Origin of the sequence: Siphonobacter sp. SORGH_AS_0500, assembly GCF_002838835.1 — a bacterium.
GTDB lineage: Bacteria > Bacteroidota > Bacteroidia > Cytophagales > Spirosomataceae > Siphonobacter.
Map to the genome: position 1 here is coordinate 110,962 of NZ_NHPP01000001.1, position 16,565 is coordinate 127,526.

General features: G+C 44.5%; 13 protein-coding genes, 1 tRNA gene and 2 pseudogenes. 5 read left to right on the forward strand and 11 right to left on the reverse strand.

Annotated features, from left to right (window positions below; translation table 11 throughout):
• Positions 1-118: 118 nt before the first annotated feature.
• Positions 119-1,936 carry a M61 family metallopeptidase gene (locus BWI96_RS00460; protein ID WP_106634754.1) on the forward strand — a complete coding sequence of 606 codons (1,818 nt, stop codon included), beginning with the start codon at positions 119-121 and terminating at the stop codon, positions 1,934-1,936.
• Between the two features lie 144 nt (positions 1,937-2,080).
• Here BWI96_RS00460 and BWI96_RS00465 read toward each other — a convergent pair whose 3' ends face one another.
• Complete coding sequence (locus tag BWI96_RS00465; RefSeq protein WP_106634755.1) at positions 2,081-2,326, reverse strand: hypothetical protein; 246 nt, start codon at positions 2,324-2,326, stop codon at positions 2,081-2,083.
• Between the two features lie 16 nt (positions 2,327-2,342).
• On the opposite strand from BWI96_RS00465, the gene BWI96_RS00470 reads away from it, so the two are divergent.
• Positions 2,343-3,398: a tetratricopeptide repeat protein gene (locus tag BWI96_RS00470; protein WP_198555102.1), complete on the forward strand. Its 1,056-nt coding sequence runs from the start codon at positions 2,343-2,345 to the stop codon at positions 3,396-3,398.
• A gap of 136 nt (positions 3,399-3,534) precedes the next feature.
• On the opposite strand, the gene menD is transcribed toward BWI96_RS00470, so the two are convergent.
• The 6 genes and pseudogenes from menD to BWI96_RS00500 all read right to left on the reverse strand — a co-directional run bounded on the left by menD (position 3,535) and on the right by BWI96_RS00500 (position 11,068).
• Positions 3,535-5,247, reverse strand: coding sequence for a 2-succinyl-5-enolpyruvyl-6-hydroxy-3-cyclohexene-1-carboxylic-acid synthase (gene menD / locus BWI96_RS00475; RefSeq protein WP_232793522.1), 1,713 nt, complete (start codon positions 5,245-5,247; stop codon positions 3,535-3,537).
• A 106-nt stretch (positions 5,248-5,353) separates the two neighbouring features.
• The gene (locus BWI96_RS00480) at positions 5,354-6,217 is read right to left on the reverse strand and encodes an RNA polymerase sigma factor RpoD/SigA (RefSeq protein ID WP_094810398.1); all 864 of its coding nucleotides are present in this window, start codon (positions 6,215-6,217) and stop codon (positions 5,354-5,356) included.
• A 91-nt stretch (positions 6,218-6,308) separates the two neighbouring features.
• A pseudogene (pnp, locus tag BWI96_RS00485) lies at positions 6,309-8,515 on the reverse strand (polyribonucleotide nucleotidyltransferase).
• A 266-nt stretch (positions 8,516-8,781) separates the two neighbouring features.
• On the reverse strand, positions 8,782-9,057 hold the full coding sequence (gene rpsO / locus BWI96_RS00490) for a 30S ribosomal protein S15 (protein ID WP_106634758.1): 276 nt from the start codon (positions 9,055-9,057) through the stop codon (positions 8,782-8,784).
• Positions 9,058-9,116: 59 nt separating this feature from the next.
• Positions 9,117-10,592 carry an LptF/LptG family permease gene (locus tag BWI96_RS00495; RefSeq protein WP_106634759.1) on the reverse strand — a complete coding sequence of 492 codons (1,476 nt, stop codon included), beginning with the start codon at positions 10,590-10,592 and terminating at the stop codon, positions 9,117-9,119.
• Between the two features lie 86 nt (positions 10,593-10,678).
• Positions 10,679-11,068 (reverse strand): START-like domain-containing protein, encoded by a 390-nt coding sequence (locus tag BWI96_RS00500; protein WP_106634760.1) that lies wholly within the window; start codon positions 11,066-11,068, stop codon positions 10,679-10,681.
• A gap of 153 nt (positions 11,069-11,221) precedes the next feature.
• Here BWI96_RS00500 and BWI96_RS00505 point away from each other — a divergent pair.
• Positions 11,222-11,295 (forward strand) — tRNA-Met (locus tag BWI96_RS00505).
• Between the two features lie 356 nt (positions 11,296-11,651).
• Here BWI96_RS00505 and holA read toward each other — a convergent pair.
• Positions 11,652-12,670: pseudogene (gene holA / locus BWI96_RS00510) on the reverse strand (DNA polymerase III subunit delta).
• Between the two features lie 12 nt (positions 12,671-12,682).
• Complete coding sequence (locus tag BWI96_RS00515) at positions 12,683-13,288, reverse strand: ACP phosphodiesterase (protein ID WP_106634761.1); 606 nt, start codon at positions 13,286-13,288, stop codon at positions 12,683-12,685.
• 152 nt (positions 13,289-13,440) lie between these two features.
• On the opposite strand from BWI96_RS00515, the gene BWI96_RS00520 reads away from it, so the two are divergent.
• Positions 13,441-13,956: a peptidylprolyl isomerase gene (locus tag BWI96_RS00520; protein WP_106634762.1), complete on the forward strand. Its 516-nt coding sequence runs from the start codon at positions 13,441-13,443 to the stop codon at positions 13,954-13,956.
• A 69-nt stretch (positions 13,957-14,025) separates the two neighbouring features.
• Here BWI96_RS00520 and BWI96_RS00525 read toward each other — a convergent pair whose 3' ends face one another.
• Complete coding sequence (locus BWI96_RS00525) at positions 14,026-14,487, reverse strand: dCMP deaminase family protein (protein ID WP_106634763.1); 462 nt, start codon at positions 14,485-14,487, stop codon at positions 14,026-14,028.
• 134 nt (positions 14,488-14,621) lie between these two features.
• Between BWI96_RS00525 and BWI96_RS00530 the strand changes: the two genes are divergently transcribed.
• Positions 14,622-15,185, forward strand: a complete 564-nt coding sequence (locus BWI96_RS00530; protein WP_106634764.1) for a DUF2911 domain-containing protein — start codon at positions 14,622-14,624, stop codon at positions 15,183-15,185.
• Positions 15,186-15,230: 45 nt separating this feature from the next.
• Here BWI96_RS00530 and BWI96_RS00535 read toward each other — a convergent pair whose 3' ends face one another.
• Complete coding sequence (locus tag BWI96_RS00535; RefSeq protein ID WP_106634765.1) at positions 15,231-16,553, reverse strand: AarF/ABC1/UbiB kinase family protein; 1,323 nt, start codon at positions 16,551-16,553, stop codon at positions 15,231-15,233.
• Between the last annotated feature and the right edge of the window lie 12 nt (positions 16,554-16,565).

Consider the following 16,565-nt stretch of genomic DNA (forward strand, 5'->3'; position numbering starts at 1 on the left):
CCAGAGGGTTTTGTGAGGGTTTATTACAAAATGCTACAAAAAAAGACAAATAAAGGGCGGTGTCTTCATTTCCATAGACTATTTTCACGGTTTAAACGCAAAGAAATACAAAACCGATATGATTCAACGACTCGTTGTTTTCGTTTTTATCGTGTTCTTCCTTTGCGGTTTCGTTTTTGTGCCTGATTCCATGAGTCAAACCCATATACAGTACACCATTTCGATGCCTGAGCCAGCTACGCACTGTGTTGAGGTCGAAATGCAAATTTCAGATGTAAACCAGCCGGACCTCCAGCACCAGGGTTATATTGATTTAAAAATGCCCGTCTGGACACCCGGTTCCTATCTGATTCGTGAGTATTCCAAAAACGTTGACCGCTTAGAAGCATGGACGGATCACCAGCCAACGGTGGCCCGAAAGATTAGAAAAAATGTCTGGCGGATTCCGCTCAGTTCCTGTACCAAACACTTAAAAGTTCATTACCAGTTATACGCCAACGAGTTAACCGTTCGCACTAATTTTCTCGACGATCAACAAGCCTACCTAACCGGGGCGGCTACCTTTTTATACGCCGAACCCTTCGTTCATTTACCGCATTACGTTACCATAAAGCCCTTTTCTGACTGGAAATCAGTATCGACGGCCCTCCCCGCCGTCGAATGGGATCCTCATACCTATCGGGCAGATCATTTCGATTTGCTGGTTGATTCGCCTTTCCAGATTGGTACGCACCGTACTCTGCATTTTGAAGCCTGTGGAATTCCCCATCAAATTGCCATGGTTGGCTCTCACGCTCCCGTAGATGAAGAGCAACTCTTAAGCGATTACAAACGCATTTGTGAGGCGGCCTTAACTGTCGTTGGGCAACATCCCTGTTCACACTATTTGTTTATCGTTCAACACACCAACGGTGGACTGGGCGGGCTTGAGCACTTGCATTGCACGACTTTGCAGGCTAACCGGAATACGTATAGCCAGGACGTTTCATACGCAAACTTTCTGGGGCTGGTCGCTCACGAGTATTTTCACCTGTGGAATGTAAAACGAATCCGTCCCATTGAGCTGGGACCTTTCGATTACGAGAATGAAAATTATACGCATCTGCTGTGGGTTGCAGAAGGCTTCACCAGCATGTACGATAATCACATCCTGCGTCGGGCGAAACTGAGTAGTGTCGAAAAATACCTGGCTGATGTAGCGAGCGATTTCAGTTACGTGGCTAACACACCCGGCACCCAAATCCAGTCACTGACGGATGCCAGTTGGGATGCCTGGATCAAGTACTACCGTCCTAACGAGAATGCGATCAATAGCCAGAGTTCTTACTACGTGAAGGGGGCCGCTGTGGCCACGTTGTTGAACCTTGAAATTATTCACGCCACCCAGGGGAGTCGCTCCCTTGACGATGTGATGCGTTACTTGTATACGACGTATTACCTGGAACAAAACCGAGGCTTCAGTGAAGAAGAAATTCAGTCTGCCATCGAGCACATAGCCGGAGTAAGTTTTGACTCCTTTTTCAGCGATTACATCTGGGGAACGAAAGCTTTGAATTTTAATAAATACCTGGCGTACGTAGGTTGTTCCCTTGCGAACGAGATTCAGCCCTTCACAACAGCTTTTCTCGGAGCAAACGTAGCTCCCGGCAAAAATGTGGTATCATCCATCATCAAAGACTCTCCGGCCTATCGGGCTGGTCTGAATGCAGGCGATGAACTGGTCAGTGTAAACGGCCAACCACTCACTGATTTGAATCGGTTTATTCTAACTCAGAAGCCCAATGATGAATTACTTTTCGAAGTAAGGAGAAGTGGTTTGATTCGAACGTTTGATGTCAAACTAAGCACTTCTCCCTTGAAAAAATACGTCATTGTCAGGGATGCTAACCCGAGTAAGGAACAGCAAAATCTATTTGAAACCTGGGTTTGGGCGTAAGCGATTATTCGCCAAAAGGATCATAAAATCTGCTGGATCTATGCTGATTAAAAAACCTGACTAAGTCCAAAATACCTTTAGTATTATTTAGTTAGTAAATACTAAAACTGATTTTCAAGGTGTTACGGTATTTGTCTACGTTTTTTAATCATCTAATTCGTCCACGGCTTCGCCCCAATCTTTGGCCATTTCTTCGAAACGACGCATCACTTTGTCCAAAAAAGGACCATTCAACATTTCTTTTAAATCATCCTCACTTGTAATATCATACTCATTAATTTTATACGTCTGCTCAAAATAACCGGCTTCAACTTTAACAATGTAGCGATTGTTCCAGGCATACAGGGTGATTTTACAGGAAGGATGCGGTACTTCTCCAATGACTTTCATAATGAATGCGAATAATGTGAATACATGGCAACGAGCCATTTCCAGTACGAATATGCGATTACTATCCCTACTTTTCCTAGTTTTTTTTGTCAGTTGTGGAAACCAGCGTGAACAGGAAGCATACCAATTTTTCCTTCGCGGCAACGACCAGTTACTGAAACAGGATTACCCGCAAGCCATTCGTTTTTATACAGAAGCCATCAAGAAAAAAGAAGATTTTTCAGAAGCATTGACCAACCGGGGCCTCTCCTACTTGCAACAGGGTGATACGGAAAAAGCCCTGAGTGATTTAAATAACTCACTGAAAATCAATCCTAAACTTGGAAGCACGTATCAAAATCGGGGTAATCTTTTTTCGCTGGAAGGCCAATATGCCCCTGCTCGAAAAGACCTGGAAGAAGCCGTAAAACTGATACCCGATTCGTCTTCGGCCTGGGCTTTATTAGGTAATGCCCAATACATGACGGGTCAGGAAGATTTAGCTTTTTCATCTTTTGATAAAGCCGCTCAATTACGCCCATCCGATTACACTACCTACGCCTTCCGAGGGTGGATCTATGTACTTCGGAAAGAATACGCCAAGGCTCAGGAAGATTTCAAAAAAGTATTGCAGTATAAACCCAATGAGCCTAGTTCGGTTAATAACCTGGCTATGGTTAGTACCATGCTCGGAAATCCGCAGGAAGGTTTGAAATGGGCCGATCTGGCCGTAAAAATTACGGAAGGCAAACTTCTCGCCTACTCCGTTAACAACCGGGCTTTTGCTTTGCTGGAACTTAATCGACTGGAAGAGGCCAAGGCTGAGCTAGATCGCTCCCTCCGGCTTGAGGAAAATAATGCCTGGGCTTTCCGTAACCTGGGTATCTATTACCTGAAGAAATCCGATGCTGCAAAAGCCCTGCAAGAATTACAAAAAGCCGAAAAGCTGGACCCTTCGGTAGATGAAATTAATTATTACTTCGGAAAAACGTACGAGTTACTGGGTCAGTCGGCTGAAAAGTGTAAATCCTGGCAAAAAGGGGCTGCTTTGCATGAGAAAAAAGCATTGGAAGCGGCTAAAACCTGCCGATAATACGTTCTGAGAATTGAACGGAACGGGCACTATATCGAGCTTTGTTCCTCTATCCAATTCTCAGAAGGCATTATCGATCAAAAGACTGACGTAATACTCACCATAAACTACTCATTTCAAAGGACTTACAAGAGACCTAAAGTGCTTTCATAAGGGTCTTAAAATGATCAAAGTAATTTTGATTCATCTCAGCATTACTACTGATTTCCAGGAGTTTAGCATTTTCATCCTCTAAAATGAACGAAGGAAGAGCTTTTTCGAGTTCTTCGTAGCTAGCCACGTGCTCGTAATGCAATCCAGCGTCCTGAGCAGTGTTTCGGGCCGAGGTCTGATGACGCGTTTCAAAGAAGGTCTCCAGTTCAGGTTGCTGACGAGGTCCTTCAATCATTCGAAAAATGCTACCGCCTGAATTATTGATTAAGACAATCCGAAGGTTAGCCGGTACATGGGGATGCCATAAAGCATTTCGATCATAGAAAAAGGCTACGTCTCCAATCAGTACAAAAACCAACTGATCGGTTGTCAACGCGGCTCCGACAGCCGTACTTAAACATCCATCAATGCCACTGGTTCCACGATTTGAAAAAACGGTAATGTTTCTCTCATGCCCAATAAAATTGGCGTATCGAACCGACATGCTATTGGCCAGATGTAACTGGGAATGAGCTGGCATTACCGCCATCACTTCATCGATAGCTTTGAATTCTACGAAAGCTTCCGTCAACCGAAAATTTGAACGAATAGCCTGAAGTGATTTTTGTTCGGCCTTTTCCCAGTGAGCCAGGTATTCCGTTTCGATTTCATCGTCACCATTTCGGAATGCCCGTAAGTCCAGCGTTTCCAGTAACTCTTTAAAAAATAGCTCTTTATCAACTGCAAGCTGATGCGTTAAAGTCTGGAAGGGATCAATCAGTTCCCGTCGGGAAGTAATGTGGTAATGATCTTTCGGTTTATGTTTTCGGAGGTATAATTTCAGATTTTTGGAAACGAATGCATCTCCAAAAGAAATGACCAGGTCCGGCTGTAGCTCTTCTAGTAAATCCGTATGGGTAGAAGCCAGAAAAAAATCGGGATGGGTAATGAAATTTCCGTGAAGATTGGAGAGCACCTCCCCTACTACGGGGATCCCTAACTCGTCTTTGATTTGGCGAAGTGTTTCCAGTAACTCGCGGGAAATCACCTGCTGACCCGCTAAAATCAAAACCCGATCAGTGGATTCAATTTTTTGAAGTAACTCTTCCCAGGTTTCTACTGGTAACTGAGTTTTACCCCTTGAACGCAGAATCACCTTAGGTGAACCATAGGTGTACGATTCATCCGCTTTCGGATAGAAGGGTTCGCGGATGGGCACATTCAAATGAACCGGTCCCTTCGGATCTTCTTCCGCCGTGTGAATGGCCTGATTTACACTTCGTTCGATAAACCACAAACTATCCGAATGGGTATAATCTGCTGGTAATGAAATAGACTCCTTGACGTGTTTTCCATACACCGAATCCTGATGAATCATTTGTCCATCCTGCTGATAAATCCATTCGGGGGGGCGGTCGGCAGTGAGTACTAGCAAGGGCACTCCCAGAAAGTAGGCTTCGGCGACAGCCGGAGCAAAATTCAGAGCTGCGGTTCCAGAAGTACAGATAAGTACAACGGGTTTATTCAATTGTTGTGCCATACCCAGGGCTATATAGGCCGCCGCTCGTTCGTCGGGAATCACTTTTGTTTCAATAGAAGGATGCCGGGCAAAAGCTAACGTCAAAGCAGCAGACCGAGAGCCGGGCGAAATGACTGCCTGGGTTATGCCGCGACGTACGCATAATTCTGCCAGATCCAATAGCGGTTGCAAAATCATAATAGATTATATCGTAAGCGGACGGAGGTCCGAAGTACTTAAAAATAAATCCTATAAAAAAAGCCCCCGAAGTGGAGGCTTTTTTTATTTTTCTGGACTTGAAAAATTATCCTAAATACGTTTTTAACGCTTTACTCCGTGAAGTATGGCGTAAACGGCGAATGGCTTTTTCTTTAATCTGGCGAACACGTTCACGAGTCAGGTTAAATTTCTCACCAATCTCTTCCAGTGTCATGGCATGGTTACCATCCAGACCGAAATAAAGAGTGATGACATCTGCTTCGCGTTGAGTTAACGTAGATAAGGCACGTTGTACCTCTTTACGAAGAGACTCATTCACTAATCCTGAGTCAGGTTTGTCTTCACCGTCATTTTCAAGAACGTCAAGTAAGGAGTTTTCTTCTCCCTGTACGAAAGGAGCATCCATTGAAACGTGACGACCTGAGATTTTCAGGGTGTCTACTACTTCGCCGGCGGAAATTTCCAGTACTTCGGCTAACTCTTCGGGAGAAGGTTCCCGCTCAAAACGTTGCTCCAGTTCAGAGAACGTTTTAGAAATTTTGTTCAGGGAACCTACCCGGTTCAGGGGCAGACGAACAATACGAGACTGTTCGGCCAAAGCCTGAAGAATAGACTGACGAATCCACCATACAGCGTATGAGATGAATTTAAAACCGCGAGTCTCGTCGAAACGCTGAGCGGCTTTGATCAAACCTAAGTTACCTTCGTTGATTAAGTCACCCAGAGAAAGACCCTGGTTCTGATATTGTTTAGCTACTGACACTACGAAACGTAAGTTTGCTTTAGTCAGTCGCTCTAACGCTAATTGGTCACCTTCACGAATTCTTCGAGCCAGTTCTACCTCCTCGTCCGGGGTGAGCAAATCCACTTTACCAATTTCCTGAAGGTATTTATCAAGAGATTGGCTTTCCCGGTTAGTGATCTGCTTAGAAATTTTTAGCTGTCTCATCTGGCATCAGAATTTGCTATGGGTTGCTGATGATTATGTAACATGAAATCGTAGAAAAAAAATTCAGGAATGGAAGCTTGTCCTACAAAAATTAATTGCGGGGGCGACGATTCTCAGAATTTCCCCGGTCACTGCGTTCGGGGCGGTCGCTACGTTCGGGTCTTTCGGGACGTTCCTGATAACCTTCGGGTTTGGGTAACAACACCCGACGAGATAAACGGAATTTTCCGGTTTTCTGATCTACTTCAATCAGTTTCACCTGAACTTCTTCACCTACTTCCAGAACACCTTTCATGGCGGGCAAACGATCCCATGAGATTTCAGAAATATGTAACAGGCCATCACGTCCTGGTAAAAATTCTACGAAAGCTCCAAAATCAGTAACCGTTTTTACTTTACCCGTATACACTTCACCTACTTCAGGAACAGTTACGATTCCTTTCACGCGACCAACCGCAGCATCCATGGCTTCTTTATTGGTAGCAAAAATGCTAACGAAACCTTTACTGTCTTTTTCTTCGATGGCGATGGTAGCTCCCGTAGTTTTCTGAATTTCCTGGACAACTTTACCACCAGGTCCAATCACTGCACCAATGAATTCCTGTGGAATCTCAATGATGAAGGCACGTGGAGCATGAGGTTTAAGATCCGGACGAACTTCGGCAATAGCCTTTTTCATTTCGTTCAGGATATGCAGACGACCCGCTTTTGCCTGAAGTAATGCTTCTGCCACCACTTCATACGCTAAGCCATCAATTTTCATATCCATCTGGCAGGCAGTGATTCCTTTTTCGGTACCCGTTACCTTAAAGTCCATATCACCTAAGTGATCTTCATCACCCAGGATGTCGGATAACACGGCGTACTTACCCGTCTCAGGGTCAGAGATTAATCCCATCGCAATTCCTGAAACTGGTGCTTTAATTTTTACGCCTGCATCCATCAGTGCCAGCGTACCGGCACAAACCGTTGCCATAGAAGAAGAACCATTAGATTCCAGAATATCCGAAACGACACGAATCGTATATGGATTTTCAGCATCTGCTGGCATTACTTTCTTAATGGCACGCATGGCCAGGTTACCATGTCCTACTTCACGGCGTCCAGGTCCACGGTTGGGCTTCACTTCTCCGGTAGAAAATCCAGGGAAGTTATAGTGCAACATGAATTTATTATAACCGGAAAATAAAGCCTGGTCCACAATCTGTTCGTCCATCTTGGTTCCCAGCGTTGCCGTCGTAATGGACTGCGTTTCTCCGCGGGTGAACACAGCCGAACCATGGGCACGGGGCAGGTAATCCACTTCACACCAGATCGGACGAATCTCGTCTAACTGACGACCATCCAAACGGCGACGCTCGTTTAATACCAGATTACGGGCGGCATCTTTCTCAATATCGTGGAAATACGTTCCTACCAGCGAAAGGTCAATGGTGTGATCTTCGGGTAAGCTATCCAGATATTCCTGACGAACCGCCTTGAATCCTTCTTTACGAATGGTTTTGTTCGCATTACCTTGAGCGGCAACGGCATAAACCTTATCGTAATAAGCATTATATAATGACTTCTTCAGTTCGGGATCGTGCGTTTCGTGACTGTACGTACGTTTCACTGTTTTCCCTACTTCTGCTTCTAATTCTTTCTGAATCGCACACTGAGCTTTGATCGCTTCATGAGCTGTTTTGAGTGCCGTTAACATATCTTCTTCCGATACTTCGTTGCACTCTCCTTCTACCATCAAAATATCATTGCTATTTCCAGCAACGATCAGATCCAGTTCAGCACGATCCAGCATAGAGGTAGGCGGATTGATCAAATACAATCCGTCAATTTTTGCTACCCGTACTTCTGAAATGGGACCATTGAAAGGAATGTCAGATACCATTAAAGCAGCTGATGCGGCTAAACCGGCCAGGGCATCAGGCAATACTTCAGGATCTGCGGAGATCATCATGATGTTCACCTGAACATCTGCGTGAAAATCTCCGGGAAAGGTGGGACGTAAAGCTCGGTCTACCAGACGGCTTACCAGGATTTCGTAATCAGAAAGGCGACCTTCCCGACGCTGAAAACTTCCTGGGATTTTACCAGCAGATGCAAATTTTCCTGATAGTCAACCGATAAAGGTAAGAAATCGGTGCCCGGACGTGCATCTGCAGCGGCTACTGCCGTGGCCAGTAACATCGTATCGCCCATGCGAACTACGACTGAGCCGTCGGCTTGTTTAGCCAGTTTCCCTGTCTCAATGGTAATAAAACGACCATCGGGAAGGGTAATTTTTTTAGTTACAACGTTCATATTTTTTCGTTTAGACCGCTTTTGAGACCGCTCTCCACTAAGCGAGGGACCGCTGTGTAGCTCATCCTAGAGGAGGAACCGCTTTCAAGAGGTTAACCAGAAAATGCGTTTCTGGTTTACTGTATTTTTACTCCTGTGCAGTCTTTATTCTATTAGAGTAAAAAAAGCACGGGAAGTAATCTGTTTGTCGAAAATAAATTTCAGGACAAACGCAAAACAAGTCAGGGAATCCACAAAAGGAATTCCCTGACTTGACAATCATCCGATTATTTACGGAGACCTAATTCTGCAATAATTGCACGGTAACGATTGATATCTTTTTTGTGCAGATAGTCGAGTAGACGACGGCGTTTACCTACTAATTTCAAAAGACCTGCTTGAGTAGCGTAATCTTTTTTGTGTACTTTCAAGTGGCTCGTTAAAGAGCTAATCCGGTACGTAAACAGAGCAATTTGCGATTCAGCCGAACCTGTGTCGGTTGCTGACTTGGCATGCCCCTGCGATTCAAAAATTTCTTTTTTCTTGTCGGCAGTCAGATACATGTGATGCAGCTAATATTAATTGTGAATCGCAAAAATACAACGATTTAAACGAAAAAACACTATACTGCTCTGCTTTTTTTCTTAAATAATGTGGTCTGCGACTTCCAGTTCATCACTTTTTCTTTCAAACGGTTGAAAGCAATGCTATATACGTCAGCTTCAAACAACCGGGAATCATTCAAGGCCTTCATCAGGAAATAAATACCAAAACCAAACAGCACCAGATTGGACATCCAGGCGGCCAAAGGCACCCACATGGTTCCTTCCTTGGCGTATTTATCACCCTGAATTGTTAATACATACATCAGAATGAAAAAGACTATGGCCACCAGAACGGGTAAACCGAATCCACCCTTTTTGATAATGGAACCCAGCGGAGCCCCAATCAAAAACATAACCAGACAGGATATCGCGGTTGTGAATTTGTGATTCCACTCCAGCTCATTTTTATAAATATTCTTACGGCGGTCATACATCAGCAAATCATCCGTTTCAATGGAAGTCAACCGGGACTTGGCCGAGCTTAACGCACTGGCTGTAATATCCGTGCTTTTGACGAGCGGTAACTTTTCTCTTGCTGTAATCAGGGAGTCAACCCAGCGGTTAGGCATTTTTTGGGCTGTTTCACTAAGCGGTTGCAGGTGGTAAGAATAATACTGCCTTGCCATGGAGACCAGTCCTTTAATCGCCAGCTCGTAATTATTTTTCAGCGAATCCCCGTCCATCGAAAGCTGACTTATGGACTTCATGATCGCGTGGTTTTTAAATTGGTCCTCGTCCGTTTTCGTCATTTGAAACGAACGCATATTGATGTATTTCTTGGTATGCTTGAAAGCGTTTTTGGCAAAGTCAGTGGTATTTCCATCGCCGGAAGACTTATCCACATCTTCTACATAGTCTGTGGCATTAAATAACTCAAAAACCAGATACCCTCCATCCAGAATCGTGTACGTTCGGGCTGAATCAGCTATCGTCACGTGCCGGTTGCCATTACTCTCCGCATGATCATAGATCAATACATTTTTCAGCGAACCATTTTCATAGTTCTTGGAAACTTTAATACTATAGCCAGGAAGGTCATTATTAAAAACACCTTCTTTGAAACTTAGCGTTGCTTTCGTTGTCTTAATGTCCCAAAGCAGACTATAGCCCTTCAAATTTGCCCAGGGTTGAACCGTATTATTAAACCAGAGTATGAATCCGGTAATAAACAACATAACCACCGCCACGGGCCGAATAACCCGTCCCAGAGAAATGCCCGCACTTTTTACAGCCGTTAACTCTGAGAATTCGCCCAGGTTACCAAAACACATCAGCGAAGACAAGAGCACCGCCAGCGGCATGGACACCGGAACGACCATTAAGCTGAAAAAGAAAAACAGACGCCCATAGACATCTAAGCCTACGTCGCGACCGGCGATTTCGTCGAAATAAAGAAGGATGAAACGGGTTAAAAAAATAAATTCAGTAACGGCAAAAGTTACAATGAAAGGCCCCCAAAAAGCCTTTAACACTAATTTATCTAATTTTCTCATGGCAGATTCTGTCAATCGGGCTCAAGTATAACCAAGAAATGAAGGAATCATCTCTTGCAGTAGCCAGATTTAACAACTCCTAACATTTATCCCCCTACTACTTCCCGCAAACTATCAATTAATCCATCCCAAAGAGCCTGGAGGTCTTCCTCATCGTTGTTATCCGAGTAATCCGTAATTTTCAGGAATGTAGAATTGGTAAGGTCACTTTGTTCGAGACGAAATTCCATATAGTTGCCTTCGGTTTCACCGGGCTCAGGTAAGAAATCATACTTGATACTTTTATTCTGGCGTATCGAAGTAATCTTGGCAGGGTGGTTTTCGCCGTCCCACTCAAAAATCATAGACTGATTGGAGCCCACGTTTACTTTATTAGCAAACCATTGCTGAAGGCCAGAAGCAGTGCTGATATAAGAAAAGAGCATCTTGGGAGAAGCCCGGAGTTCGTATTCGGTAACAAATTTGTACTTAGTCATAATTTTTTTCGTCAATGACGCCTCCAGTTAAATTACTCAAAATCAATAAAATATTCAATTACTCAAACGGGTCATTGAAAGAATTCTCGATTTTTTTTTCACAAGGTATAGCTTTTCGCTGAAAAATCACATACTTTTGCACCACAAAATAACGGCGGGGTAGCTCAGATGGTTAGAGCGTCGGATTCATAACCCGGAGGTCACGAGTTCGATTCTCGTCCCCGCTACAAAACAAAACGCAGGCCGAAAGCCTGCGTTTTTGCATTTATACCCTTTCTATTCGTGCTTTTCTGCTACTGCTGGGCTTGCTAAGTATTTGCTAAACGACTCCTTTCCGTGTCGGAATGAACCAGTTTTGTTCCCTCCGCTACTCAATAATCCTCAACTTCATTCGGCACGGATTTTTAAACCTATATGGTTCCATTTTTGTCCATCTATTCACCTAAATAGCTGAAAATGACTGATTCACAAATCAGGACAAAAAATAAGAAACGTATTCTGCCATATTGACTGCCTGTCACAAATACCTCCCCAACTGGGAGGATGTTACTTTTATGTGCTTTTAAGCAGAAATTTAGAATCTCTAGTGCAAAATCTTGAAAATTAATTCTTTAAGGATAATTTCATCGGTAATTGTACCTCCGTCTACCCCTTTGGCATACGCATCCGCCTGTCTCAGATATTTAATCACCTGAGCTGTTTTGTCCAGGCTGTAGTTGCGTACACCCGCCAGGTAATCTTTCACAAAAAAGGGGTTAACTCCCAGCTCAGAAGCCAGATTCCGTTCGCTTTTGTCAGCAATGGAATGTACGAGTAACAGCTTGCTAAAAAAATTATAAAGGATGATTAAGGTGGGCTGAATGGGGTTATCCTTCGGGTTCTTTGCGAAGTGATACGCAATGCGATTGGCTCGTTCGGTATTTCGCTGAATAAGAGCTTTCTGTAATTCAAAATTATTATACTCCCGGCTCACGCCTACAAAGCGTTCTACGGTCTCGGCCTGGATGGATTCGTCCGCTTTTAAGTTCAGGATAATCTTCTCCAGTTCATTGGCAATTCGTTTAAGATCATTACCGATAACTCCGTTAACATTTGTAACGCCTTCGGGCTAATCTTCACTCCTTTGTCGTGACAATACGCGGCAATCCAATCCGGTATCTTGTTGTCATACAGCTTTTTAGAAGAAAAGTAGACACCTTTCTTATCGGCTGCCTTTACCCAGGCCTTGCGTTCGTCCACGGTACTTTTGAAGCATAGCACCAGGATGGTAGAATCCAGCGGATTAACAATGTAATCTTCCAGAAAACGTACGGTATCTTTGGAATCAAGCCCCTGCATGTCCTGAGCTTCCTTGACTATCACTAGCTGTCGGTCGGAAAGCATGGGGTAACGTTTGGCATGACCTAATAAATTCGCAATGCTCGTATCTTTTCCATACAGAACAAACTGATTGAAATCGCGGGCTGAAGGAGAAAGGGCATTTTCTTCCAGGTAACTAGCAAGCTGATCAATGTAGAAGGGTTCGTCCCCGGCCAGAAGATAAATGGGTGCAAACTGATTTTTCTTTACGTCTTTCCAAATCGCGTCAAACGTCTGGGGCATAGGATTACTCAATTATAAATGATTCGATTCCTGTAAGAACTGCTGGCACCGCTGCTGTAGATCGGGCCAGAACTCTTCAAAATCGGTTTTAAAAAATTCGTATTCATCGGCCAGTTGTCCGATGCTGCGTTCAATCCCCGCCGCTGGCGGAAAGCGTACACCAATTCCTTTCAGGGACCATTCAATCCCCGCCAAAGTGGCATACCCGGTAAACCAATCCCGGCTGGTCAGCGAACGAACGGTGCTTTGCATGACCTCGGGTAATACGGCCTGGTGTCGTAAAACGGCCTGGTAGAAGTCCTGAGCGTAGGCGGTCAGAGGTCCTGTCCCGTATGTCTTCCATTCTCGGGCTAATACATAATCATAGAACATATCCACCAAAACGCCTGATAATAACCCGTATTCCTCCACGAGACGGTCTTTGCTGCGGCGAGTAACCGGATGATGGTCCGTAAAATCATCGATGATTCGATGAAGCCTTACCCCTACCAGCATATCCTGAGAAATGCCTTCGGGATGATAATTTTCCAGGCGGCCCTTCACGAATTCACCCAGCAAATTACCGACCTGCACGTCTTGATTACGCCCCGAAAGTACAGTATGTGCCAGAAAATTCATGGGTAAATAGAAATTTAGTCCGATCCACTTTATATTGGAATGGTTATTTAACCAACAAGGTTCAGTTTAAATCCATTCGACCTTTTAATCTTTTCAACTGTCTTATTTCTCAAGCCGGCGTATGATTGGTACGTTTGCAAAAAACAAAGCTCATGGAAATTACAAAAAACAAAGTAGTTCTTTTAACGTACGACTTATCAATCAAAGGCCCGGATGAAGCAGACTTTGAATTGGTAGAAGCCATTGGCGAAGAAGAACCAATGGGTTACATCCATGGTCTGAGTGGATATCCCGAACGATTTGAAACCAGCCTGGAAGGTTTGAAACCAGGTGACACTTTTGACTTCTCCATCTCTCCCGACGAAGGCTACGGTCAGCGTGATCCCGAAGCGGTGGTTGATTTACCACTTGATGTATTTAGCGTTAACGGCGAAATCGACCAAGACTTACTTCAGGTTGGTAACGTGTTACCCATGACCAACGAAGAAGGTCAACAAATGAATGGCCGTATCGTAGAAATTACGAACGATGCCGTTTGGATGGATTTCAATCACCCGCTGGCTGAAATGCAATTACATTTCAAAGGTAAAATCCTTGACGTTCGTGAAGCTACTCCTACGGAATTAAGCCACGGTCACGTACACGGTGAAGGCGGCGTTCATCACTAAGATGAGCTCTACTTAAGCTTCCCATTATAAAAAACAGCAACGAATTGATTCGTTGCTGTTTTTTATTGATCAGGCCATCGTTGGTACATATTCTTCTACGGTAACCCCAAACTTTCGCAGAAACTCGACGCCTTCGTCAACGCCAATGCCTTTATACTTCGCATAAGAGTCCTTAAAAACCACGCGGGTAATGCCCATGGAATAAATAATACGGGCACAGGCGATGCAGGGCGAAAGGGTTACGTAAATCGTGGCTCCCTCAATACTGGCTCCCAGTTTGGCCGCGTAAAGAATGGCATTCTGTTCGGCGTGCAGAGCCAGCGAACAACTTCCTTTGGAATCCCTGGGACAGCCTACTTCGGGAAATTCTTCGTCGCAGTTGTGAGTTCCGGCGGGGGGGCCGTTATAACCGATGGAAATAATACGGGTGTCTTTCGTTAATACGGCACCAACCTGAGCTTTGATGCAGTGGGATCGTTTGGCCAGATTAATGGCCAGTTCCATAAAAATATCGTCGAAATGGGGTTTCATGAATTACGCTGACAATCAGATCAAATAAGCGGAAATGGGAGATAATCTCTCGAAAGGTATCTTATTTCGTTGTTTTTGTTCGTTAACTTTTGCCGAAAGTTCCGACATTAAAACGACGTACGCTTACTTAAACTATGAAATTATTTCATTTGCTCGTTCTGCTTAGTCTGTTTGCGGGTAAAGTTCAGGCTCAGGCCGACTCCACCCAGTCAACCCCTACCGTTGAATTAGTACAGCCCCAATTACGCCCCAGCCCCGTGGCTATGGCTCAGTATAAAACCGAAAATTGTTACCTGAAACTAACCTATGGCCAACCCATGCGAAAAGGTCGGGAGATTTTTGGGAAGCTTGAACCTTATGGTAAACTGTGGCGAACAGGAGCCAACGAAGCGACCGAACTGACCCTTACGAAAGACCTTAAAATTGCGGGTGTTCCCGTTCGCTCAGGCACTTATACTTTATTCAGCATTCCCAATCAGAATTCATGGACCATTATCCTGAACACCGACCTGGGGCAATGGGGAGCTTTTAATTACAAGCCTGAACATGATTACGTTCGTGTAGATGTTCCCGCGATTAAGAATAATCAGATTTACGAAGCCCTCACCTTCAAGTTTGAAGAAACCAGCGAAGGAGCGACTCTGCAGTTAATGTGGGATGATGTAAAAGTTCAGATTCCGATGGCTTTTGCCAAGTAATCCCCATAAAAAAAGACCTTTCTCTGGAAAGGTCTTTTTTTATGATTAGGCTTTACCTTTAGGACGTAACCAATCCGGTCGGTTTGTCTTAACCCGGGCTTTTAATTCATTCAGAATGGAATACAACCCGAAGTAGGTTCGGTTCACATATAATCCATGCTGACTACCCCGAGCTACCTTGGAATTACGGATTTCCTCAATGCGTTGCAGCTTATCGGCAAAGGCGTATACCTCTTCGAAGTAGGCATCATCCCCAAAATCAAATGTTTCTTCTTTAAACGGACGACCCAGCAGATGAATCATCTGAACGAAAAGTCCTGAGAACAATTCTTTCTCATGGTCGGAATCACCCGGATATAAGAATTCTAGGTTATAGAAAATCGTCTCCGTCTTTTTCTGATCTGCCACGGTATCGGGGTTAATCAGGGCGAAGTAATTTTCGTAATAATACTGCGGAATGTCCTTGATACAACCAAAGTCAATCACTCCCGTAGTGCCGTCGGGACGAAGCAGGAAGTTACCGGGGTGCGGATCGGCATGAACCTGTTTGAGGGTGTGAATCTGGTAATCATAAAAATCCCAAAGCGTCTGTCCGATGCGGTTCCGCACTGCCTGACTGGGGTTGGTCTCCAGAAATTCACTCAGGTGTTTTCCTTCCAGCCAATCCATCGTCAGAATCCGTCGAGCCGAAAGCTCTGGATAATATTGCGGGAAAATTAATCCTTCAATGTGAGCACAGGCTTGAGTAATTTCCTTTCCCCGGCGTAATTCCAGCTCGTAATCCGTTTCTTCCAGCAAGCGAAGTTCTACCTCAGCCGTGTAGCGATCTACGTCTTTCTCGTTCAAACCAAAAAGCGTTTTCGCCATTGGTTTTACCATTTTTAAATCTGAACTGATGCTATCCGCTACCCCGGGATACTGCACTTTTACGGCCAGATTTTTGCCATCTTTCGTGGCTTTATGTACCTGACCAATCGAGGCCGCCGCGGTAGCTTCCATTTCAAAGGTATCGTATAGTTGCTTAGGTGACTTTCCGAAAAGCTTCTGAAAGGTCTTCGTCACCAGCGGAGCCGACAAAGGAGGTGCCGAATATTGCGATAACTGGAAACGCTGGGAATACTGCTTCGGTAGTAGATTCCGATCCATGGACAGCATTTGAGCTACCTTTAAGGCAGAGCCCTTCAACTGACTCAGGGATTCGTAGATGTCAACGGCGTTATCTTCGTGCAGTTCATCCCTACTCAGATCAGGATTCACCAGTTTCTTAACATTATGCTTTAAATAGTTCCCGCCAATTTTAACGCCCGTTTTAACAAACTGCGTGGCCCGAGCTACTTTAGATGTGGGGATGGATTGCTGTGATTTCATACTAATAGAGAA